At 47.7% G+C, this 24,463-nt stretch carries 18 protein-coding genes; 1 reads left to right on the forward strand and 17 read right to left on the reverse strand.

Annotation, left to right across the window (positions count from 1 at the left end; genetic code table 11):
* Positions 1-2: 2 nt before the first annotated feature.
* The 14 genes from BP97_RS0133055 to BP97_RS0133125 form a co-directional block, all read right to left on the reverse strand.
* On the reverse strand, positions 3-755 hold the full coding sequence (locus BP97_RS0133055; RefSeq protein ID WP_028552900.1) for an amino acid ABC transporter ATP-binding protein: 753 nt from the start codon (positions 753-755) through the stop codon (positions 3-5).
* Positions 752-1,462, reverse strand: a complete 711-nt coding sequence (locus BP97_RS0133060) for an amino acid ABC transporter permease (protein ID WP_028552901.1) — start codon at positions 1,460-1,462, stop codon at positions 752-754. Before BP97_RS0133060 ends, BP97_RS0133055 begins: the two co-directional genes overlap by 4 nt.
* Complete coding sequence (locus BP97_RS38330) at positions 1,452-2,177, reverse strand: amino acid ABC transporter permease (protein WP_036746991.1); 726 nt, start codon at positions 2,175-2,177, stop codon at positions 1,452-1,454. Before BP97_RS38330 ends, BP97_RS0133060 begins: the two co-directional genes overlap by 11 nt.
* A gap of 35 nt (positions 2,178-2,212) precedes the next feature.
* Entirely contained in the window at positions 2,213-3,043 is an 831-nt protein-coding gene (locus tag BP97_RS0133070) for a transporter substrate-binding domain-containing protein (protein ID WP_028552902.1), read from the reverse strand.
* Positions 3,044-3,103: 60 nt separating this feature from the next.
* Positions 3,104-5,158, reverse strand: coding sequence for an ABC transporter ATP-binding protein (locus BP97_RS41530; protein ID WP_028552903.1), 2,055 nt, complete (start codon positions 5,156-5,158; stop codon positions 3,104-3,106).
* A gap of 18 nt (positions 5,159-5,176) precedes the next feature.
* Positions 5,177-6,070: an ABC transporter permease gene (locus BP97_RS0133080; RefSeq protein ID WP_028552904.1), complete on the reverse strand. Its 894-nt coding sequence runs from the start codon at positions 6,068-6,070 to the stop codon at positions 5,177-5,179.
* Between the two features lie 58 nt (positions 6,071-6,128).
* On the reverse strand, positions 6,129-7,061 hold the full coding sequence (locus tag BP97_RS0133085) for an ABC transporter permease (RefSeq protein ID WP_028552905.1): 933 nt from the start codon (positions 7,059-7,061) through the stop codon (positions 6,129-6,131).
* A gap of 21 nt (positions 7,062-7,082) precedes the next feature.
* Positions 7,083-8,723: an ABC transporter substrate-binding protein gene (locus BP97_RS0133090; RefSeq protein WP_442952411.1), complete on the reverse strand. Its 1,641-nt coding sequence runs from the start codon at positions 8,721-8,723 to the stop codon at positions 7,083-7,085.
* Positions 8,724-8,749: 26 nt separating this feature from the next.
* Positions 8,750-10,084 carry an LLM class flavin-dependent oxidoreductase gene (locus tag BP97_RS0133095; RefSeq protein WP_028552907.1) on the reverse strand — a complete coding sequence of 445 codons (1,335 nt, stop codon included), beginning with the start codon at positions 10,082-10,084 and terminating at the stop codon, positions 8,750-8,752.
* A 53-nt stretch (positions 10,085-10,137) separates the two neighbouring features.
* Positions 10,138-11,151 (reverse strand): LLM class flavin-dependent oxidoreductase, encoded by a 1,014-nt coding sequence (locus BP97_RS0133100; RefSeq protein WP_028552908.1) that lies wholly within the window; start codon positions 11,149-11,151, stop codon positions 10,138-10,140.
* Between the two features lie 144 nt (positions 11,152-11,295).
* Positions 11,296-12,189, reverse strand: coding sequence for a LysR family transcriptional regulator (locus BP97_RS0133105; RefSeq protein ID WP_028552909.1), 894 nt, complete (start codon positions 12,187-12,189; stop codon positions 11,296-11,298).
* A gap of 246 nt (positions 12,190-12,435) precedes the next feature.
* Positions 12,436-13,779 carry an ABC transporter substrate-binding protein gene (locus tag BP97_RS0133110; protein WP_028552910.1) on the reverse strand — a complete coding sequence of 448 codons (1,344 nt, stop codon included), beginning with the start codon at positions 13,777-13,779 and terminating at the stop codon, positions 12,436-12,438.
* Between the two features lie 710 nt (positions 13,780-14,489).
* Positions 14,490-16,454: a hypothetical protein gene (locus tag BP97_RS38335; protein WP_051621166.1), complete on the reverse strand. Its 1,965-nt coding sequence runs from the start codon at positions 16,452-16,454 to the stop codon at positions 14,490-14,492.
* A 171-nt stretch (positions 16,455-16,625) separates the two neighbouring features.
* Positions 16,626-17,504, reverse strand: coding sequence for a radical SAM/SPASM domain-containing protein (locus BP97_RS0133125; RefSeq protein ID WP_028552912.1), 879 nt, complete (start codon positions 17,502-17,504; stop codon positions 16,626-16,628).
* Between the two features lie 202 nt (positions 17,505-17,706).
* On the opposite strand from BP97_RS0133125, the gene BP97_RS0133130 reads away from it, so the two are divergent.
* On the forward strand, positions 17,707-18,150 hold the full coding sequence (locus BP97_RS0133130) for a GlcG/HbpS family heme-binding protein (RefSeq protein ID WP_028552913.1): 444 nt from the start codon (positions 17,707-17,709) through the stop codon (positions 18,148-18,150).
* Between the two features lie 173 nt (positions 18,151-18,323).
* Here the strand turns inward: BP97_RS0133130 and cydD are convergent, their stop codons facing one another.
* The 3 genes from cydD to BP97_RS0133145 are packed head-to-tail and all read right to left on the reverse strand — an operon-like array spanning position 18,324 to position 24,435.
* Positions 18,324-21,989: a thiol reductant ABC exporter subunit CydD gene (gene cydD, locus BP97_RS0133135; RefSeq protein WP_028552914.1), complete on the reverse strand. Its 3,666-nt coding sequence runs from the start codon at positions 21,987-21,989 to the stop codon at positions 18,324-18,326.
* Between the two features lies 1 nt (position 21,990).
* Positions 21,991-23,007, reverse strand: coding sequence for a cytochrome d ubiquinol oxidase subunit II (gene cydB, locus BP97_RS0133140; RefSeq protein ID WP_197035582.1), 1,017 nt, complete (start codon positions 23,005-23,007; stop codon positions 21,991-21,993).
* Between the two features lie 33 nt (positions 23,008-23,040).
* A complete protein-coding gene (locus BP97_RS0133145) occupies positions 23,041-24,435 on the reverse strand; it encodes a cytochrome ubiquinol oxidase subunit I (protein ID WP_028552916.1) in 1,395 nt (464 codons plus the stop codon).
* Between the last annotated feature and the right edge of the window lie 28 nt (positions 24,436-24,463).

The raw sequence follows: 24,463 nt of genomic DNA on the forward strand, positions 1-24,463 counted from the left end.
CTTTAGATCACATAGCTCCATTCCGGCGTAATCCGCTTCAAAAACTGCTTTGTTCTCTCTTCCTTTGGTCTTGCAAAAATATCTTCCGGATTGCCTTCCTCCACGATTCTCCCTTCATCCATAAATACAACATGATTGGATACATCACGTGCAAAGCTCATCTCGTGTGTGACAACGATCATGGTTACACCCTCCCGGGCGATTCTTCGTATAACAGCCAGCACCTCCCCGACAAGCTCAGGATCTAGTGCCGACGTCGGTTCGTCGAACAAGATCACCTCCGGATTTAGTGCTAACGCACGGGCAATTCCCACCCGCTGCTGCTGTCCACCCGACAGCTCGACCGGATAAGCATCCACCTTATGCGATAGGCCAACCTTCTCCAGCATAAGCAGGCTTTTATTACGTGCTTCTTCCTTAGAGAGCTTCTGGACTACGACGAGTCCTTCCATCACATTTTCCAATACGGTCTTGTGCTTGAACAAATTGTAATGCTGGAATACCATAGCCGTCTTCCGGCGCAGCGTCAAAATATCTGTTTTGCTTGGATGCTTGCACTGCACGCGGTAATCTCCAATTCGCACCTCGCCGTCGTTCGGCTTTTCCAGAAAATTAATGCACCGCAAAAGCGTAGTTTTCCCTGAACCGCTTGGACCCAAGATAACGACGACATCCCCTTTCCTGACCGTTAGATCAATGCCGCGAAGAACCTGATTTTTGCCAAACGATTTCTGAATGTTGCTTAGTTGGATCATACGACTCCTCCCCGGTTGTACCGATTTAAACGATGCTCCAGCATGGACGTAATTTTTTCTGAAATCAAGGTCAACCCCCAATAAATCAATGCTGCGGCTATAAAGGCTTCAAGAAACTTCAGATTGGAAGTTGCAACAATATTCGCTTTACCATTCAATTCCACCAGTGAAATCGTAAAAGCAAGCGACGAACCATGCAGTAGACCAATGAATTTGTGAAGCAAATTAGGCAAGCTGGCCATAAGTGCCTGGGGAATAAGGACTCGCCTCAACCCTTGTGCAGTCGTCATCCCTACCGAATAGGCAGCCTCCATCTGTCCGTGCGATACCGAGATCATTCCTGAGCGGATAGCCTCCGACATATAAGCTGCGGAATTCAGAGAAAAGGCGATAAGAATAAAGGTAACGAGAGGTACGGACTTGGAGCGAATGCCCCAGCCATACAGGTCAGATAAATAGTCGAACAGCATCGGCAGGCCGAAATAAATGAGCATAATATGCAGCAGCAAGGGAGTACCACGAACGAAAGAAACGTAGAAATCGGCAATCCAGTGAATAAATTTGATTTTGTATATACGAATTATTGCTATTCCAATACCAAGAATGAAACCAAAGAGCAGAGGAACTAGAGAAATAACCAGCGTTAAGGGCAGCGCTTTAATAATCTCGACGAACGCTTTTCCGATAAAAGGAATATCAAGCGTCATAGTGCAGCCCTCCCACTTGGCCCGAGCTCAGCTTACGCTCATGTCGCAACAGCCGTCTCTCCGATAGAGCAAACAACCGCTCCAGCATGATGCACATTGCATAATAGATAATAGCTAGCGATATATAAATTTCTAAAAAATGGTTTGTTGTTAGAAGTGTTTCCGCTCTACCTACCATATCCATGACTCCTAGCGAGAAAGCAAGTGAAGTATCCTTCATACTGGAAATGACCAGATTGCCGAAGTTCGGAAGCGCAATACCCAGTGCTTGAGGCAAAACAATGCGTAGAAAGGCGTCCCTGCCTGTCATCCCAGTCGAATAAGCCGCCTCCAACTGCCCCCGCTCCACGCTGTTAACGGCTGAACGGACGATTTCACACACATAGGCTCCAATATGTAACCCATACGTAATGATGACGAATACGATGGCCTCCACGTTCGTAACGTCAATATGGAGCAGCCTCAATGCTTCGGGCAAGCCGTAGTAAACAAGGAAAAGCTGAATAATAATGGGCGTACCCCGGATGAAAGAAACATAAATGATGACCAATCGGTTCAACAGTGGAACCTGATACAGCCTGGGCAAGACGATAATAAAACCGATAATCAACCCAAGCAGCATGGCAGCAACCAGGATGAATAGCGTAATGTGCAGGTAGGATAACAATTTAGGCAGAAACACTGCTACTAGCTGGATATCAAACGATTTGCCCATTGTGCATCTTAATCCTTTCTGACCGCAGCGTCTTGTTATTCCGACACGGTATAATCTGCACCTAGCCATTTCGTGCTTAGCTTGGATAAAGTGCCGTCTTTCTTGATGGCTTTAATTGCCTCGTCGATTTTGGTTTTCAGCTCAGCTTCATCCTTGCGGAGAATAAAATACACTTTTGAGTTGGAAATGGAAGGTCCGACCGTCTTTTGCTGTGCGTCTGCACTCTCGTTACGCTGGTCTACGGCAAACTGCGTACTAATCGTGGCGTCAACGCGCCCGGCCTTGAGCTGGGCGATCACATCGTTCGTGCCCCCACTTCCCGAATACACGATGTTAATGGCATCGTTATGGGTCTTGTTATAATCCTGAAGTAGGACGGACGCGTTACTGGTTGCACCTACAATGACTTTCTTGCCTTTCAAGTCATCGATGGACTTGATGTCATTCCGATCCTTATGAACGACAACCTTGTTAGGAAAAATATTATAGGCCTCGTCATTGAACAGAAATTTCTCCTGCCGTTCCTTATTCACTTCCATCTGGTGAGCGATAAAGTCGATTTTCTTCGTTTCAAGGCTGAGCAGCAGGTTGGAAAAATCCATCGTTTTGAACTCAAACTCATAATCAGGCAGTCTCTTGTCAATTTCTTTAACTAGCTCAACGTCATAGCCTGTCAAATTCCCTTTGTCGTCGATAAAGCAAATGTTAGCGAACTGCGTCCCCGTGCCGACGATGATTTTTTTGGCTTTAGCCGTGCCTCCGGCTGCGGTCTTGTCGGAAACTGTATCTTTGGCTGCCGGTGCCGAGCCGCACCCTGCTGTAAGGAATAATAGAGCGATTATGGATGCTGCGATGCTTTTTTTCATCAAAATGGATCATCTCCTCTGGTTTCATCATCATTGTGGGGTGTGGTTCCTCTTGGTTCGCTATAAAGGATAGTGACAAGCTGCCCATCGGTCTTCTGCTACCTGCATTAATTCAGGCTCTTCGCTCCGGCATTTGGCAGTTGCAGCCGGGCATCTCGTATGGAATCGGCAGCCTGACGGTGGGTTGGAGGGGGACGGAATTTCCCCTTCAATGGAAGCGAACGGTCTTTTGCGGGTAGGATCGGCAGAGGGAATGGAGGCAATGAGACCTTTGGTGTAGGGATGAACAGGATGCTTGAAGAGCTCTTCACTTGGGGCTACTTCCACCAGCTTGCCTAGGTACATGACCCCAATCCTGTCCGAGATGTGTCGGACAATATTCAAGCCGTGAGCGATAAACAGATAGGTCAAGCCACGTTCTCTTTGCAAATCCTGCAGCAAATTCACGATTTGTGCTTGTACGGATACATCCAATGCAGATACAGCTTCATCGGCAAGTATAAACTGCGGATTCAATGCAATCGCGCGTGCGATGCCTATTCGCTGCCTCTGTCCTCCGGAAAACTCATGAGGGTACCTGTCATGCCACGCCGGATTCAAGCCGACTGCCTGCAGAAGCTCCTCTACCCGACCGTGCCTTTCGCTTGCGCTGACCGATCGATGCACTTTGAACGGTTCGGCGATAATATCACCGACCTTCCAACGGGGATTTACGGAACCGTAAGGATCTTGAAAGATCATTTGCATATTTCGGCGTGCCCTCAATAGGCCAAGTGAATTGGATTGGGATAAATCCTCTCCTTGAAAATGAACCTTGCCCTTGGTCGCTTTTTCCAGTTGTAGGATTAAGCGTCCTAATGTTGATTTGCCGCTACCGGACTCTCCTACCAAGCCGAACGTTTCCCCTTTTCGAATCGCAAAGGACACGTCGTCGACCGCACGGATATAAGCTGCCGGACGGCTTAGCACGCTTTTTTTAATTGGATAATATTTGCTAAGCCCTTGTATTTCTATAAGATTGCTCTGAGCTGAGGCAGGCTCAACGGCAGGAGTATTTGGCTTGTTCCGAAGTCCTCTTACAATAAGATCGGATGCAGAAGAAACGGATGATAAAGGTTCCCATGCTTTCCAGTATTCTTCTTGAACAAGCTCCTCTGCGTACCAGCAAGCCGATTGTCGGCCGTTCACATGAAACAAGGGAGGACTATCCTTCGTGCAGCGGTCTGTTGCGTAAGGGCATCGGGGATGAAACCGGCAGCCCGACGGAAGCTCCGTTAAACTTGGAATCGAGCCTTCAATCGAGAATAGCTTCGCACCATGCTCGCTATCCAATGTCGTAATGGATTGCAGAAGTCCCCTTGTATAAGGGTGATGAGGCTGTTCGAATAGCTGCTGCACCGTCGCTTGCTCCACTACCTTGCCTGCATACATGACGAGGATTCGATCCGCCATTTCAGCGGCAATCCCCATATCATGTGTGATTAGCAGAATGGACATCCGGAACTCTTTCTTCAGCTCCTGAAGTAAGTGCAGGATTTGTGCCTGAATGGTCACATCCAGAGCGGTAGTCGGTTCATCAGCGATCAGCAGCTCTGGGCCGCATGCCAGAGCCATTGCGATCATGGCCCTCTGAAGCATGCCTCCCGAGAGCTCATTGGGATACTGCTTCATTCTTAGCTCCGGTTCAGGAATGCCTACTCTTCCCAATAAATGTACGGCACGTTCCCATGCCTGCACCTTATTCCCCTGCCTATGTCCCAGGATAACCTCCGTAATTTGACTTCCGATAGTAAAGACCGGATCAAATGCCGACATAGGCTCCTGAAATACCATCGCGATCTTTTTCCCCCGCAAGGAACGCAGCTCTTTCTCAGGAAGTGCCGTTAAATCAACACCATTAAAGGTAATTTTCCCTTCGGCAATCTTGCCGTTCTCATACTCCAATAATCGCATGACCGATTTGGAGGTGATGGTTTTGCCGCTTCCCGACTCCCCAACCAGGCAGACCGTTTCACCGGGTTGAATCTGCAAGCTTACGTCCGTAATGGCTCTAAGCGCCCCTTCTTTGGTAGCGAAGTCAATCGACAAATGTTGAATATCGAGCAATGGTTTCAATTGTGCCGCCTCCTTGTTCTAAGCCCTGCTTTTCTTCGGATCCAGTTGGTCTCGGATGTAATCCCCGATCAAATTGACAGATAGCACGAATAACGTAATTGCCAAGCCGGGAAAAGTAGCAATCCACCAGGCTACCGTCAGATAGCCTCTTCCTTGTGACAGCAAGGTGCCCCAATCTGGAATTTCCTTAATGACGCCTAATCCGAGAAAGCTTAACCCTGAGCCGACCAATATCGATGAACCGAGCCCTATTGTCGCCATAACCAATAAGGGAGACCAGGCATTTGGCAATACATGCCACCAAAATCTCCGTAATGGGGAAGTTCCGATGGAACGAGAAGCCGTAACAAAAGAACGGTTCTTGATGCTCAATATTTGTCCACGCATGACTCTTGCATAACCAGGCACCGCAGATACCGCTACGGCAAATACGATATTGAATAAGTGAGGGCCTAGAGCTGCTGCAATAGCCAGAGCAAGCAGAATACCTGGAATCGTCATCAGTACATCAATGAACCGCATCAGGATTCGATCAAGCAAGCCTCCGACATAACCGGATAGCGCTCCGATGGTCCCGCCGAGGATTCCTCCTGCAAGAACGGATGCAGTTCCGATAAATAACGAATCACGGCTTCCGTAGACTACCAGACTGAATACATCCCTACCAAAATAATCTGTCCCGAGCAAATGAGCCGTGCTAGGCGGCTGTAAAATATGGTCCGTAAACATCTGTGTCGGAGCATAGGGTGCAACCCACCCAGGAATAACGGCGCACACGATAATAAACAGAACAACCAATGCCGCTGCGCAGACAAAAAGCTCTGCAGCTGATAGAGACCTCACTGGCTTGATTATGGGTGTGCGCTCACTCCTTTCCTTCCAGACAGTCTTAGCGGATATCACTTCCTTCATAACCGTGTCCCTCCCAAGAGCAATACTTTAGTTTTCGCATAAGCGAAACATGGATGATCTAGCTTGCATTCGAACGGCGGACCCGAGGATCAATGTAGGAATACGAAAGGTCCACAAGCAAATTGACGCCGACATAGACGATGGCTGAGAAAAACACGACACCCTGTACAACCGGTAAATCTCTAGCCATTATGGCATCAGCAATGATCCTTCCGATCCCTTGTCTCGAGAACACCGTTTCCACTACGACGGTGCCCGCCATCAGATCACCAATGTGAATTCCGATCACAGTAATCGCCGGAATCAGCGCATTGCGCAGCGCGTGAAGATACATGACCTTTTTTTCCGATAGTCCCTTCGAACGAAGTGTTACGATAAAGGGTTCATTTAGAACTTCTACCATACTGTTACGTACCATACGTACGATAAATCCGGCTCCCACGATCCCCAATGCCATCGATGGAAGGATTAAGGTAGCCACTCCCTCGGAACCCATGGCCGGGAACCAGCCCAAATGGACCGAGAACAAGAGAATGAGCAGGATGCCCGACCAAAAGGTCGGCATGGAAATTCCAAATAACCCTATTAACCGTGCTGCAACGTCTATCCATCGGTTTCGATGAACAGCAGACAATACTCCAAGCAATACCCCGATAGCGACCGACAGTACTGTACTCGCTAAGGTCAACGTCAAGGTTGCCGGAAAATGATTCATAATCTTGGGCAGCACCGGCTCGCTATTAAGCATCGACTTGCCGAAATCCCCCTGCAAAATCCCTGCAAAATAGCGGCCAAATTGTACATGGAACGGCTGATCGAGTCCTAATTGGTGCCGTAAATTGGCGATCATTTCCGGAGTTGCCGATGATGGATCAAGCATCGAGAGAACCGGATCACCAGGCAGCACATAAATAATGGTGAATACGAGTACCAGCGATCCCAGGATGACTAACACGGAGGACAACAGCCGTTCTATCAGCGTCTTGACCATAACCATGAACTCCTTCATTGCTTATTTTTGAATGGTTACATCATTGAATAACGGGTAGCCTAGGGAATCGAACTTCAAGCCTTTAACGGTTTTGGAGGCCGCTACCGTGTATGGAAATACATAAACTGGAATAATAACGGCATTGTCGCTTAAATTACGCTGAACCTTTTTATAGATATCGGCACGCTTGGCAGGATCTTGTTCCACGGTTCCCTGCTCCAGCAGCTTATCAAGCTCCGGGTCCGATGCTCCGGCAATGGTGAGCTTGGTAGCTTTCGGGTCCTGCGTATGGTAGAAGTTACGAAGCGCATCGGGGTCGGAATTGACCTGGCTGTTACCGTACAAATCATGTGCCCCGTTCTTGTAGACGACCGTTGCCGTATCCTTGGTAATTTCAACCTCCACCACTATACCTAGCTGCTTCAGCTGCTGCTGTACCATAACAGCGATATCGTTGCGCTTCTCACGGTTCGGAGAACCGTCTACGTAATGCAGCGTCAGCTTCTTGCCGTCTTTTTCACGGATTCCGTCTGCGCCTTTCACCCATCCCAGTTCATCAAACAGCTTGTTGGCTTTGGCGATATCCGGTTTAATTGCATTTTCCAAGGAAACATCGTATCCGAAAATTCCTGGCGACAGAGCCGACCAAGCTCTAGGATAGGTTCCCAGGTACAAAGTTTTGACAATGGCATCCACATCGAGCCCGTACTGCACCGCCTGTCTTGCCTTCACTTCGTTCCATGGCGCTCTTCTTTGATTGAAGAAAAGCGTGTACGGTAAGCCAACCGTATTGACTTGAAGAAGCTGCGTCTTCGGATCATTTTTGAGGGAGAGTACATTTTGCGGTGGAACGGTCTCCGCTACCAGCACTTGACCGCTCTGAACGCTCCCAATGCGCGTTGCTTCTTCGGGTGCAATCTTGAACGTAATTTTATCCAAATAGGCTTGCCCTTTATTGTCGACAAGATCGGGCGCCCAATGGTAATTAGAGCTCCTTGCAACCTGAATATCCGCATTTTCGTTCCATTTAACAAAAGTAAACGGTCCGGTCCCTACAGGATGCTTGCCGAAATCGTCTCCGTACTGCTTGGCGGCCGTAGGAGATACGATACCCAGAAGCGCTTGGCTTAAATTGCCCAGAAATGCAGTCGACGGTGTTTCCAGATTCAGCTTAATCGTATATTCATCAATAACTTCAGAAGACTTATAAGGTCTGATAAGGGCTAACGCATTGCTTGCCTTTGTCTCCGGATTAATGATTCGGTCATAGTTGAATTTAACCGCTTCAGCGTTAAAGGGAGTTCCGTCCTGGAAAACTACGTCTTTGCGCAGCTTGAAGGTATAACTTTTGCCGTCAGGTGATATCGACCATTCCGTAGCGAGCCAAGGCTTGATCGTATTGTCCGGCAATTGGACGACCAGACTGTCATAGATCGTTCGGATCACTCTAACGGCTACAGCAAGCCCGCTCCGATGGGGATCGAGCGTATCTGGCGAAGTCGCTAACGCAAAGCTCAGGTCCCCACCCTGTGCCGCAGGCTGCCCATTGGCATTTTGTGTTGAGCCCGTTGCTGCAGCTCCGCCGTCTTTGACGCACCCAGATAAGGTAAGCAGCAAGACGGACCCCAACGCTATATATTTCATCCATAGTAACGATTTCATTATCATCCTATCCACTCCACTCTAGTCTAACTACGAATTTCCTGCTTTGCATATCTGTTTACAGGGATATTTAAACCTAAATTACCGCGCAGCGTATCGGCTTCGTACTCATTTCGGTAAATACCCCGCTCCTGCAGGATCGGCACGACATGCTCGACAAAATCATTCAATCCGTTCGGAACCGCCGAACCAATGATAAACCCGTCCGCCCCGCGCCCTTCAAACCACTCCTGTACGAGGTCAGCGACATGCTCCGGCGTTCCGATGAATTGGGTCTTTGGCGTAGCTGCTCTTAGTGCTACTTGGCGCAGTGTCAAGCCTTGCTCCTCCGCTTCTTTCTTGATCCGGTCCGTTGTACTGCGGAAGCTGTTCTTGCCCAGATCACCCAGGTCAGGGAATGGCTCATCCAGCGGATATTGAGTAAAATCATGATGCTCGTAATATCTTCCGAGGTAATCCAGCGCCTTTTCTATGCTTATCAGGTCCACAATTTCCTGATATTTACGTTCTGCCTCTTCTTCGGTCTGACCAATAATCGGGCTGATGCCGGGCAAGATCACAATATCGTCAGGAGAACGACCGAACGAAACGGCTCTGTTCTTTACATCCTGATAAAATTGCTGCGCATCGGCTAACGTTGGATGTCCGGTGAAAATGGCATCCGCTTCTTTGGCTGCCAGGTTTTTGCCGTCGTCCGATGACCCTGCTTGGAAGATGACAGGCTGACCTTGCTTGGATCGGCCGATATTGAGCGGTCCTTGGACCGAGAAAAACTCGCCTTTATGATCCAACCGATGCAGCTTATTCGGATCAAAGAAGACACCGGATTCTTTATCCCGGACAAACGCATCATCCTCCCAAGAATCCCATAACCCCTTCGTCACTTGAAGGTATTCGGTAGCAATGCGGTATCTCTTCGGATGATTAGGATGCTCTTCTATCGTTTTGCTGAAATTGAGAGCTGAGCCTTCCAGCGGTGAAGTGACTACGTTCCAGCCAGCTCGCCCATGACTGATGTGATCGAGTGAAGCAAACTGCCTTGCTACCGTGAACGGTTCACTATAGGAAGTGGACAGCGTTCCGACAAGACCGATACGGGATGTTACCGCAGCGAGCGCTGACAGGATAGTGATCGGTTCAAACCGATTTAGAAAATGCGGTATCGATTTCTCATTAATGTACAGACCATCTGCGATAAACACTAAGTCGAATTTGCCTTCTTCGGCTTTTTGCGCCTGCTGCTTATAAAACTCGAAATTCACACTTGCATCGGCGGTCGCTTTCGGATGCCTCCAAGCCGCCATATTTCCACCTACGCCATGGATGATTGCACCGAATTTGATTTGTCTATTTTTACTCACTGTAATTCCTCCCTTAAATGTATAATGTTCTATTTACGACAGGCAGCTTATAGCTACACCGTCAATTCCGAGAAAGCCTCCTGCAGCAGCTCATAGGCATGAAGTCTTTCAGAAAAGCTTTTCATAGCAACGATAATGACCAGCTCATCTACAGCATAGCGCCGTTGAAGATCCAACAGCTGCTCACGAACCGTATGCTTCGAGCCATGAATGATGGGTGCATCCTTCACTTCGACTGTAAATTTCTCGTCGGACTGTCTACCATACTCTTCAGCAGCCTCCAAGCTTTTTACATTAATGGTCCTTCCGTTTTCCAGCTGGATCTTCACATGCTTGGAATCAACAGCCAATGCTTTAGCTTCTTCATCCGTATCCGCTACAATAACAGATACTCCCAATATCGCCTGCGGCTTTGCCCCATGGCGAGAAGTAAACTTCGAGCGATAAGTACGCAGTGCGTGGTCAATCACAGCTTCGTCACCGTTTATAAACTTTGCAAATACATAGGGAATTCCGGTTTGTGCTGCCAGGGCTGCGCTGGATGCGCTCGTGCCAAGTAAAAATAGCTCTGGAGAGGTTTGAGGAGCCGGCACCGCCTTCACTCCATATAACGGATGGCTCTCTGGCAGGCTGCTAGTAAGGTACTGCTCCAGCTCAACGAGCTTCTCCTCCAACGGCTTCGCTCCCCTGTAGCTTTCCTGCTGCAGCGCCTTCGTTGACCTTGGCAGTCCTCCTGGCGCCCTGCCGATACCAAGATCTACCCGTCCAGGGGCAAGTGAGGCAAGCACGTTAAAATTCTCTGCCACCTTGTAGGGGCTGTAATGCTGAAGCATTACCCCACCGGAGCCGATCCGAATTCGCTTCGTATGCGCCAGTAAGTAGGAAATCAGAACCTCAGGAGAAGACCCCATCAATTTATCCGAGTCATGGTGCTCAGATACCCAAAAGCGATAATAACCTAACTCTTCCGCCTTTTTTGCAAGCTCTACTGTATGGCGGAATGCTTCTTCGGCCGTCTCCCCTTCGTCTATTGGACTCTGATCCAGAATGCTTAATTTAAGACTCAAATTCCACTCCTCCTCGCAAATTAAAATAACCATATTTCCTATTGGATTTGTCGGTTTTATTTGCATGAATAAAGCTTATCATTGCCCTAATAGAGCGTCAACGGCCTGGATAATAGGCTTTTTCTATCCTTGAATTCAAACATTCTATGGAAAAGTTGACTGTAAAAGAATCTCCCTGCTAATCTCCAAAAACGGTTTGTAAAAGTCAGTGCCTTCCCCTTTACGTGCAATCAAGTTGGTTCTCAAGGAAAGACTGGCAAGCGAAGGGACATCAATGGGTAACAGTCGCCTAGCCTTTACTTCCTCCGCTACTGACAACGAAGGCAGGAAGCCGACTCCTACCTGTTTCAAAATTAGCTTCTTGGCCGTCTCCAAATTGTCCATGTGGAAAGCAATATTCGGCGGATGATCCAATGTTTCGAACCATCGATGAAGCTTCATCCAGTCAAGAGAGCCGCATTCGAAGAACACTAACGGTTGTTTGCCTACATCTTCAATCGATACATGATCCATTTCCAGAAATGGATGGCTCTCATGAACGAACAGCCGAATGGGATCTTCATAAAACTTGACGGAATCCATGTGCGGATGTGTCATATTGCGTGTCAAGCCCAAATCGATTTCCTTGTTCATCAATTTCTCCATAATCGCTTCACTTGAAGCCGTAATGAGCTTTAACTGGAGCTCAGGAAATTTTCTTTGGATGACAGGCACCAGCTCAGGAATAATATAGTTTGAAACAGAAACGGTGCAGCCTATGGTTATCTCGTTTAGAGCAGCCTTCATTTGCTGAAGCTGCTGCTTCCCTTTTTTCATGGATTGTAAGATTTGTTGTGCATAAGGGAGGAATTGCTTTCCCTTCTCTGTCAAAGTAAAATGTCTCCCCTCCCGTTCGAAAAGCTTGACGTCCAGCTCCCGTTCCAGTGTCTGTATGCGTGCTGAGATGGAAGGTTGAGAAAGGAACAGCGCATCCGCTGCTTTATTAAAACTGTTAAAATGAATGACGTAAACGAATGCCTCAATACTTTCAATATTCATACGCAGCCTCCATGGAAAAGAAAAAAGATACATCCGGCTTCTTACAGAAGCAGATGTATCTCCAGTCCATCCGGTCGATACTATATAATTCCTATTTGATTAGTTGTATTTAATTAAACGCGGTTTCCCGCTTTTTGTCAACACCAAATTGCTGAATTTTCAGTCAGCTTGTCCGATCTCAACCATAGCAAGAAAACCTAGCGGCTGGCGCTAGGTTTATATGAACAATCACTGCTGCACACTTGGTTATTTCTTCAGCTTCATTTCATCAATTGCCTTGTTCGCCTCTTCCTGGGCCACACGGAAGGCAGTATTCAGATCCGCCTCTCCATAGATGACTTTTTTTATATTCGCGTCAATAGCCCCGATGACTTTATCATCATAAATCGTTCTCGCATGAGGCGCGGCAAAAGGATTATGGAACACTGCATTTTTCATGTTTTTATTTTTAAATGCGGTATCTTGACCGAATACTTTCTTAATCTCTTCATTTTTCAGAACCGGAATGTTTCCTTTCTTGGATTCAATCAACTCATGCTCATCCGATGTTACATACTTCAGCACCTCCATCGCAGCATCCTTATACTTGCTGGAAGCGGTGATGAAGAAAAAGTTAGGGTAAGGCTGTGAACCGATACCCGGTTTATCTTTGAAAGTAGGCAGAGAGACCATATCCCAATTCAGCGTTTCGAATTCCTTCACCGCATATTGCAAGCCGAAATTCATAGCAAACATGGCCAAATTCTGCTCCTTAGCAAAATCGTTCGTAAAGAGCATGCCTTTCTTTTCCTGTATAAACGTCTTGTAGCCCGCATCCTGAACGATTGGATCGACAATGACATTTTGTATGAATTGCTTCCACTTGTCATTTTCGACGGCAGCTTTCAACGTTGTTTTATCTACAATATCCATCGACATAGGATTCATTCTCATCGGGTGAGTTACGGAGGTCGCAAATCCGGCATATTGCTTCCCACCCTCATTCTTCGTCACTTTCTTGGATAAGGCCAGCAGGTCGTCCCAAGTCATCCCGTCCACCGGATAAGCTACGCCGAACTTATCGAATATATCTTTGTTATAGTATAAAACAAGGCCGCCCCCATTGACGGGTAGTCCGTACAATCCACCCAATTGCTTCGTTGCTTCGAGAAAAGTAGGTTCAAATCGACTTAAATCTACATTGTGCTTTTTGACGAGATCGGTTATGTCGAACTGGAATTCGTTCTGAATCAGGTTGCCCGCAGCACCTCCAATCGAGTCGAAGATGATGTCAATCGGTTGACCGGCTGTAATGAGCTCAGGCAGCGTGCTTCCTTTTTGATTCATAATGTATTTCAGGTTGTAATTAGGAAACTTGGCTTTTAACGCATTCCCCCAGCGATTGTTGAACTCCTCCTCCGTATTGCCTGCTCCGCCGTAAACAACAAGATCAGCCTTCTCGCTGCTCTTATCAGCAATCGGTTCCTTGGATGGAGTAGGATTATTCGGCTGTGGTGCCGTGTTATCGTCCTTCGGTTGGCTCGTACACGCCGTCAATACTGCAATAGCTAGGAATGCTCCAACAATAGGCAATCGTTTTTTTGTATTCATATCGATAACCTCCTATACAATGTAAATAGTAAGGCACAAGGAGCATCTCTCATTTTATGATAGCGCTTACTTTATATGCTACTATTGTACAGGTTTTATGTGGAAAATAATTGCATTTTTTGGCGTAATTATTATAAAATTTTCTGAGGCGGTGACGAGTCAAACGCCATAAAGGATGTTTCATGAGATTATTTTTGATAATATCATTAATAATTGGTTGGTTTATTTTTAACGCAATGGGTATTTAATAAAGCTCTGGTGAGGTGAATCCGCGAGACTAAACATCCCTAAACTTATGGACATATTAAAACATCAGAGGTGCAGCTATGTTTTTAATGCTCATCATCCTTTTTTGCAACTTTATATATAACGCTTCTTCCTTTTAAAAAGCTTAAAAAAGTGAACCAAAGGATGTTCACAATATTTTCCTCAATAACGCTAGGCACTTATCTCCTTGGGTTTATAATGTATGTTAAAAATTTTAATTTCGAGAGATTTAAAGACACCTCATTTTACGTTATTTTAATTGCAATTACTTACATTTCTATAGACTTGATTTTTAAAAGAAGCAAGAAAAAATCGGATAAACCTAAATTTTAATAAAACTTACATCCTCTTTCATACGTGTGTAACTGTCCTGTCCCAACTAAAATAAGGCTTTGCAAAAGCAAAGCCTTACCGTCACAACTAATTAAAACTATCCAGTATCTCTACAAACCTTTACCATAACCAATCCGCTGCAACGCCGACTCACCGAGCCGATCTTTTAACTGCTGCAGATATAGACTTCGCGGTTCCACGTGCTCCCCATGGGAATCCCAGAAGCCATCCGGGCCGCGGTTACCGCCGTTATCTTTTTTCCCGATATGACCAATAGACCAGTTCTGTGCTGTTGGAGGCTGATGGGCGACCAGCGTACCTTCCGTATTCCAGGCTGCATAATTCGCCCCCGCCCAACCATGACCGGAGCCCATGTTCAAACGGTTCATAAGCGAGATCATATCGTGAACGTTATCATACAAGCCGCCAACCGACCACCGATGATGCGGCTCGCTCCAGGTCAACGGCTGCTCACCTTCACAATCCAGGAATACATTTGGTCCTGTCACTCTGGATCCCAGCGTAAAACCATGACGATTGTTCAGCGCAAAGCAGCGAAGCACCAGTCCCGACTGCCCGATCAAATAAAAACCATAACGGCCTACATAAATATTCGTCTCATAAAAGGTGCGACCGGTAGGATCATAACCTTTGCCATTGTAAAACTTTTTGTCGGCAATCAGGTTGGAACTATCCTGTATCGTAATCCATTTGGATCCTCTACCTGTCCTGAAAGCGCCGTTGGTGCTGTTAAAATGCTCAAGCGTCACATTCCGAACCCAGCCGTTTTTGCAATAATCCAGGTCAACAAACTCGTTGGCATGGCGCGTGTCATCAACGCCGTCAGTATTCGGTACCCAGAACGCGATACCCCTCAAGTTTTCCAATCCAACCTCGTGAATCCGGGCTGTATCATCGAACTTATAGATTCTTCCTCCACCCCAGCGGCTTTCAATCGCATTCATCAAAGAGGAATCGACAGTGATCTGATTTCCTTCAATCCCTGTGATGACATGTTCAAATTCGAGCTCAAACGGCGACCACTGGGTTATCTTGGAGCCGTCAGAACGCGGTGGAATGCTATCCATCCCAATTTCGTGAATCCACGCTGCATTGCCGCTTCTCTGAACTATAATGGCGTCCCCAACGCTGAATCTTTCAGGTTGCTCCACGCGGAAGGTGTTGGCGCCAACGGGTACATAGCTGTCGATGATTTCGCTGCTTTCTCCTATTTTTTCCCGAAATGCTGCTTCCGAACCGTGAATTTTGATTACTCTTCGCCTTTCGTTTCCAGTAGCTATGAGAATCGTCGCTTCTTGTCCCTCTAATTGAGTTTTCAACTGCTCAAGGGTTGCACATTGGTCCGGATCGTACCACAGCTTCCGAACTTCTCCCTGACCTTCTCCTCGCAGTACGACCCCGCTAGCTCTTATTTCTAAGGTCGAGGCGATCTCATAAACACCTTTGGACAATAGGATAGCTCCCCGAAAGCCATTAGAATCTAATGGGAGGTGAGATACGCGATCAATCGCTTCTTGAATTTGGCTTGTATTATCTCCAGGTATAGGGAATAAAGTTGCCTGAACCGGTACGTCCGGAATGGCTGTGCCGCCCCCTCGATATCCGACTCCTGAGAAGTCTGGAAGCCGATTACCACGAAAATCTGGTAAATATACCATAGCACCTGCTTCGTTAGTGTAAGCAGCCTTGCTGCTGAGGGCTGGAAGCTCCGAGAGGACAGTGAAATAGAAAAGATCGCTCCGATTCGCCTTCCCCTTAAGCGAAAGCTCCACGTCCACTCTATAGCTTCCCAACAGCTCGGACTCTTCACCAAAGCAGACCAATGTTTGCTCATATGCTTCAATGCTCCGGTTCACAACGGATGCTACAACATCACCTGTGAGCAGATGAATGATTTTTACCGTGACACTCCCTCCGTTGTTTGCGGTTACTGCAACGCTCGGATAAGCATCCCCAGGTGCCAATAGAGCAGGATAGCCTACTCGAATGTCCATCCCTTTATGCACTAGCTCGATAGCAGCTTCGTCTTGCCATACTGTAACATCTGACTGCATAGTTACGCCTCCGATAGTTTTCCTAATTTTATACAAATGCTTCTTATGAAGCATATAACGGCGCATAATCACAATAAATGTCCAGTCTTCATTTCTTTTTGCTTCATGTTCATATATCACTCATAAAAAAAATACAGCATGACCATCCAAGATGGACATACTGTAACATGTTTACATATTAAATCTTCTGCGGTAGCCGCACTTTCTGCATAGCTCTTCAACAACTTCTCTCCGCGAAAAACCATCATACAGCCTATTCGCCCGCTCACCCTCAATAATCTCTGCGAACGGCTTGTCGTGCACATTTCCTAAATTAATTACACCTTCGCCATCGAGGCAGCACGGAACTACCGTTCCGTTGGACAAAATCGCCGCTTGGTTGCGCAGCCCATGGCAAAAGCCTTTTCCGTCATCCTCATCCTCTTTAAGATCCGGCCATTGGAATTCATGATCCTGATTCATATAGATGCGCTCAGCAATCTTAGTACCGCTGCCGCGAACGACTTTCTCTTCAATTTTATAATCCAACTGAAACTCGTCCTCTATCATCTTGAGAATCTCTCGATTTCGGCTCCGCTCTGCATTCGTAGCATTATCCGTATCCAGATTCCACAGTCGTAATGAAATAGTGACGTTGTTCTTCTCGGAAGCTTCTCTGGCAAATGAAAGGACGTTAGAGATATAGCCTTCCTTATCCGTAGACCCCACATGTCCGTCAAAGCTGTGCAAAGAAATATTCACCTGACGCAGGGCCGGCTTCATCAGTATTTTGTGCTTTACCTTAGGAATTAACGTTCCGTTCGTAGTCAAATTCACCTGAAACCCGCGCTCATGGCTTAAATCTAGCAGCTGATCGATCTTCGGATGAAGCAGTGGCTCTCCTTTTACATGAAAATAAATATAATCCGTATGAGGACGCACTTGATCCAGTATATGAGTAAACGCGTCGATTTTAATAAAATTGGCTTCCCGCTTCGTCGGAGGGCAGAAGGTGCAAGCCAGATTACACACACTAGTTATTTCAATATAAAACTTTTTGAATTTTTTCATCGCTGTATCCTTCTATTATTATATTCTACTCTATTATAATCTAATCATTGCACAAATCCATCTATTTATCTAGCTGCATCAAATGGTAATACATGATGGACACCACTTATGACTAGACTAAAATAGATACTTAGAACCCCTTGCTCGATCCTTGCATAATCTATGCAGTAGGCAAGTGACCGTAGTTGAAGGAGCGAAGCAAATGTCTATTTTGTCATTAGAAATCGCCAAATATTTAATGAGGATCGCCGAGCAAAAGGCGAAAGAGCTTGGCATTAACGAGTCAATCGCCATCGTCGATGAGGGCGGCAATCTGTTAGCTTTTCAGCGGATGGATGACACCAAGCTAGGAAGCATCTCTATTGCCCAGGATAAGGCCTGGACAGCGCTAGCCATGAGAGTACCGACGGCTAATCTGGCCAAAGCCGCCCTGCCCAATGCGGAGTCTTATGGTATTAATACGACGAACCATGGACGGATCGTTGTGTTGGGTGGAGGCATTCCGATCGAATGGAATGGGAAATTCATCGGTGGGATTGGTGTCAGTGGGAGTACGAGCGCGAACGATGTCATAGTCGCTAACGCTGCTATCCAGGCATTTGAAGACCTTCCTCATGCAAGAATAGGGTCCTATCCTTATGCATAGATCGCTAAACTCCATGAATTGAAGTTATAAAAAAGCAAGTACTCCTATGCCCTTTATACAGGGCCTGGAGCACTTGCTCTTCTTTTATTTATTTGCTTCTGCCGACCGCAACGCGGTATTGATATCCTGGTTCAAAGCGACGCCTACAGCCTCATTGTACGTTTTTTCCACGGTTAAGCGAGCAGCAGCGTGTCATTATCTCGTACTTCCGCTTTATGGAAGCTTGAGAACAGACAATCCTTCTCTTTCTCCAACTGCCATAGACGATAATAGTAGCCTTCAAGCCGAAGTAATTGTTTATGAGTCCCGCGCTCTTTAACCTCTCCGTTATGCATCACTAGAATTTCATCCATCCGATCGAGACCAGATAGCTTATGCGTGATCCACACGACGGCCTTTTGCTTCCATATCCGTTCCAGATTGCTCATGAAAGCTTGCTCGGTCAACACGTCTAGTCCCGTGACTGGCTCATCCAACAGCAGTGCCGGTGTCCGCCGAAGCAGGGCGCGAGCTAGAGCCAAACGCTGCCGTTCTCCTCCGGATAGCAGACCTCCTCGTTCACCGATAACCGTATCGTAGCCTTGTGGTAAATTCATGATCGTATCGTCAATCAGCGCCCAACGCGCTGCCTGCCGCAGTTGTTCATACGTCGCTTCAGGACAGCCTAAACGAAGATTGGCCGCAACCGATGCGTTAAACAAATGCACCTCCTGAGAAACAACCGAATACTGGGAACGGATGAACGCATCCGGCAGACCCTGAAGCTCCCGGCCATTCAGGCGAATGGTTCCTTCCGTGCATTCCCTGAGGCCCAGGAGCAGCTGGAGCAGCGTACTTTTGCCTGCGCCACTTTCACCGACGACAGCGATCCGACGCCCTGGCTTTAAAGTTAAGGACAAGTTGTGAAGGGCGTACTCTCTCCCCTGTTCATATTGATAAGAAACATTTCTGACCTCCACTTCCCAGTCATTTGCCTCCTCCTGAATATTCTCAGCGGATGGAAGCTGCTCTGAATGATGAAGGTTTATGGCCTTACTCTCATCGACCAAGTGAAACAGTCGGCTAGCTGAGGACAACATTTGCCCCAATTGTTGAAAGGCTGACGGCAGCGGAATGACAGCTTCAAAGCAAGCGAGCGTCATCAGGATAAGGGCCGGAATATACACGGGCTCTATTTGACCTGTGCGGGTAAAATGGACTGAGGCCAACAGGACCAGCCACATACTCAAATGGGCCGCTCCCAGCATGGCTCCATTCACTATGGCGCCGACACGGTTTGCACGGGTCTGATTCCTATTCACCTGCGTTTGCTGATGCCTAATAGCAGACAATCGATCTTGATCCTGACCGAAAATAAGAAGGTCTTTCATGCCCATGAGCAGATCACTCGTTTGTGCATACATCTGTGCTTGCTGACGAGCAATAGCTTTGCCAGGCTCCCTGCCCAGCTTGGAGCTGAGCCAAGGAAGACCAATGCCGGATATCATCAGCATTCCCATGAGGATCAGCCCTAACTGCACCTGATGCACAGCGAGCAGGATGCAGCCCAGAGCGCCTGTTACACAAGCAATAAGCGGAGGAGCCAGGACGCGCAAATACATATGCTGCAGCTGTTCTACGTCGCTGATAAGTGACTGGAGCAGCTCACCGCTGCGTCTTTTTTCAAGCAGTCTTACGCCCATTGGCTCTAAGCTTTCATAAATCCATACGCGTACTTGATGAAGTATACGGAATGTCAGATCGTGTGAAACAAGCCGCTCCAGATACCGGAATGCGCCACGGGACAAGCCGAAGAACCGAACACCTACTATAGGAACCCATAATAACAGCACTGATTCCGGACGCAAAGCAGCCTGGGCAATCAGGTAACCCGATGTTCCCATCAGACCGATGCTTGCACCTATCGTCAGGCATCCAAGCAATACCGCTGCAAGCATCCTTCCCCGATAAAGTCGTAAGAAAGTCAGGACGCGACGCAAGAGACCTTGCTCTACCCGGCGGCTAAGTGACTTATCCTCATCCTGTTTTGCATAATGATTTCCATGCCTCTCCTCATTCTCTTGAGCTTCCTTCCAGACCCCTGAGCTCGATTCGATGAAGTCGTGCTCTGTCTTTTCTTGCTCCAATGCAAGCATCATTCGAGCGTACAGTCCTCCGGCTGCCAGCAGCTCGGCAGGGGTTCCCATCTCGGCGATTCGCCCACGATTCATTACGATGATGCGGTCTGCTTGTTGAACCGTCTCCAATCGGTGCGCAACCGTTACGGACATACGACCATGCAAATGCAAATCCAGGCCTCGCCGTACGACAGCTTCAAGCCATAAATCCAAGCCTGACGTAGGTTCGTCCAGCAGCAGCAGCGGCGCGTCCTTCAGAAGCGCTCGTGCAATAGCGATTCGTTGAATTTGCCCCCCTGATAGTGGAATAGATTCACCCATAATCGTATCCATACCGTCAGGAAGCTGATTCGTAAAATCAACGCCCGCTGCCTGTAGAACCGCAGCCATATGCTCATCGGATATAGGAGCCGTACATCCCAGAGTCAAGTTTCCCCGTAAGGTTCCGTAATATAGCTTGGGATTTTGATTCACACTCGACAATTGCTTTCGCCAATCTTCCATTGACAGAGACGACATATTCACTCCGTCAATCCACACGCTTCCGCTCGTTGGAGGAGCAAAGCCTTGCAGTACATCCAGCAGCGAGCTTTTTCCAGAACCTGTAGGACCAATGACGGCAATTCGCTCGCCAGGTTCCAGTGTAAAGGTAAGCTTAGACAACGCCGGACTCGCTGCACCGGGATACGTCAGATTGACGTCCCTGAATTCAATACGATAGCCGTTTGGCTTTGCCTCCAGCTTTAAACCTTCTCCCGGTCTTGCGGGTTCAGGTAGCCCCGCTTCCAAGATGCTTATTATGCGTGATGCCGCGGCCATCCCGTTCGTGCTGGCATGAAATTGTGTTCCCAGTGCCCTCACGGGAGCGTAAAACTCTGGCGTTAAGAGAAGAACAAGAAATGCATGCTCAAAACCAATTTCACCGCTGATGAGCCGCAGTCCCAGGAATACTGCAACAATAGCGGTACTCAGCGTTGCGAACATTTCCATAACAAAGGAAGATAAAAATGCAAGGCGCAGAGTTCCCATTGTCGTCTTCCGGTATTCTTCGCTTATTTGCGAGACAATCCCGATCTGCGCACGGCTTCGATTGAATATTTGCAAAGTGGTCAGACCGCGCAGCACATCCATAAAATGGCCTCCGAGCTGACCAAGCCGCTCAAATTGGCGCTGCGCCTTGGATTTAGCTGCTAGGCCCACGAGAATCATGAACAAGATTAGCAGCGGCAATGTCACTGCTAGCACGATGGCGGAAATCCAGTCCAAATTGGCCGTTACGCAAAATATGGCGGCAGGAATGAGCATGGACAATGCCATTTGGGGTAGATAACGCGCCAAGTATGCCTCCAATTGTTCCACACCTTCATATATCGTGCCGATCAATTCTCCGCTCCGCTCTCCCTTGGCATAATTGGGGCCAAGAGCGACAAGCTTGTGCAACAATTGTTGACGTAGCTCGCTTTTGATACGCATTGCCGTTTGGGATGCCGCATAATCACTCATCGACTGTATGAGCGCGCGCAGGGCAATCCAGCCCAGCAGAACGCCGAAGATCGGCAGCAAGGAGGAGACGCCAAGTCCCTCCAGGAAAGCATCATGTACCAGACGAGCCAAGCTGGCGGACTCCAGAATCATGAGCATACCGCCGACGACACTAAACCCGATGCTAATCAGCAAAAGATGGAACGTTCCCGACACGCGGCCCAGCAGCTTTTTCATCATATCAATAGTCCAAATGATCCTTGATGCTCACCCGTTTGCGGAATACCCAATACGTCCACGCCTGATATGCGATGACAATCGGGACCGTAGTGAGAGCAATCACGGTCATAACCTTCAGAGTATAGTCATTCGATGCGCTATTATAGATAGTCAGCGTCCACTCCGGATTCAAAGACGAAATCATAACCCTCGGGAACAAAGACATGAAGACAGTGACAGTAGATAACACTATCGTCAAACCGGTCATAATGAACGCCCAGCCATCACGCTGCGCTTTAAGGAAGAAATGCACGGACAATAGTGTGAATCCCGCCGTCAGCGGAACCATGCCTGGGATGATACCATCACGGGTAAACATATCGGTCTGGAAATAGCTAAGGAATACGAATAACAGAAGTACGATACTTGCCCACGCCCCGAACCGGTTGGCCGCTTTCCTGGCACGCTCCCGAAGCTCCCCTTCGGTTTTGAGCGAAAGATAGAGCGCTCCATGCAGAAGAAAGAGCAGCACGATGCTAATTCCTGCCGTAACCGAGTACACGGAAATCAGATCCCAGAAAGATCCTACATAATTTTTGTTAGCGTCAATAGGGACGCCTTTCATTAAGTTCGCCAGCGCTACTCCCCATAGCAGTGGCGGGAGCAAGCTTCCTGTAAATATGACGCCATCCCAAAACTTGCGCCACTTCGGATTCGGCAGCTTGCTGCGAAATTCAAATGATACCCCTCGACCTATTAACGCGAGAAGCATAAGGAAGAGCGCCATATAAAAGCCGCTGAACAAGGTAGCGTACCATTCCGGAAAGGCTGCAAACATCGCTCCTCCAGCCGTGATAAGCCATACTTCATTTCCGTCCCAAACAGGCCCGATGGTGTTGATAAGTACACGGCGCTCCGTATCGGTACGCCCAAGAAACGGAGTCAGCATACCTACACCGAAGTCGAATCCTTCCAGAAAGAAAAATCCGACGAACAGCACCGTGATAAGAATAAACCATAGGGTTTCCAGCATAATCATTCGCCTCGCTTTCGTATATTAACCCCTAAATTCTCACAAGGGAGTGGCCGTGTTTGGTTGACTGGATTTCCTATCCTCAGGCTCATGTTCTTCATCGACAGCGCCTTTTTTAACGAATACGATGATGAGATAGATTAAAGCGGCTGCGAGAAGTCCATAGACGACGGTAAAGCCGATGAGCGATGTCGCTACCATAGCAGGCGAAACCGTAGGGGACACACCTGCTTCCGTTTTCTGCAAGCCAAACACAAGCCAAGGCTGTCGGCCGACCTCCGTCATAATCCACCCAGCCGAATTGGCTATGTAGGGCAAACTGATCGCGAGGATCATCCATTTCAAATAACGCTGAAATTTCTCCAATTTATTGCGCCAGACGGCATATGTGCCGAATAAGCTCAGCAGGATCATCAAGACACCGGCGAGCACCATGATTCGGAAGCTCCAAAAGGTTGTTTTGACCGGAGGAATATAGTTGCCCGGACCATATTTCGCTTCATACTCGGATTGCAATTCATTCATTCCCGGCACACTGCCATGCAGCTTGTTATAGGACAGAATGCTTAACGCATAAGGCACTTCAATCTGCGCATGGTTTTGCTGCTTTTGCACATCAATCCAAGCAAACACCGTCCATGGAGCGCTATCTCCTGTCGTATTCCACAACGCTTCGGAAGCGGCCATTTTCATCGGCTGCGATTTCATCAAGTGCTGTGCTTGCTCATGCCCTGCCACAGCAGTCATAAAGCTTGCTGCGAGTGCAATCGTAATACCGATCGTGAACGAAGTTTTGAACAACTGCGGCTGTTGCTTACGAACGATTTTATAAGCGCTGATACCCGTTACAAACAAGGCTCCAGTCGAGAGCGCTCCATAAATAACGTGCGGGAACTCCACCCATAGCTGTTTGTTCCCTAATATCGCGAAAATACTCGTCATTTCAGCGCGGCCATTGCGGATAGCATATCCTACCGGCTCCTGCATGAAGGAATTCGCACTCAATATCCAAAGAGCAGACAGTGTCGTTCCAATCGCCACCAGCCAGATCGATGCCAAATGCACCTTTTTGGGTAGACGATCCCACCCGAAAATCCATATTCCTAAGAAGGTTGATTCCAGGAAAAAGGAAACCAGCGCTTCGATAGCTAACGGCCCCCCGAAGACCGCACCTACAAATCGGGAATAGTCTGACCAGTTCATCCCGAACTGAAATTCCTGCATAATCCCTGTAACGACCCCTACAGCAAAGTTCAGTAGAAACAATTTCCCCCAGAATTTAGCCATTATTTTGTACGCATCATCTTTCTTGACCACATACATCGTTTGCATCACTGCAATGAGATAGGCAAGCCCGATCGACAAGGGTACGAAGAAAAAATGATAAACCGTTGTTATACCAAATTGCCACCTGCTCAAATCCAATGTATCCAATTGAATTCCTCCCTTCTATACGATGTTA

This window comes from Paenibacillus sp. UNC451MF (genome assembly GCF_000686845.1).
GTDB lineage: Bacteria > Bacillota > Bacilli > Paenibacillales > NBRC-103111 > Paenibacillus_S.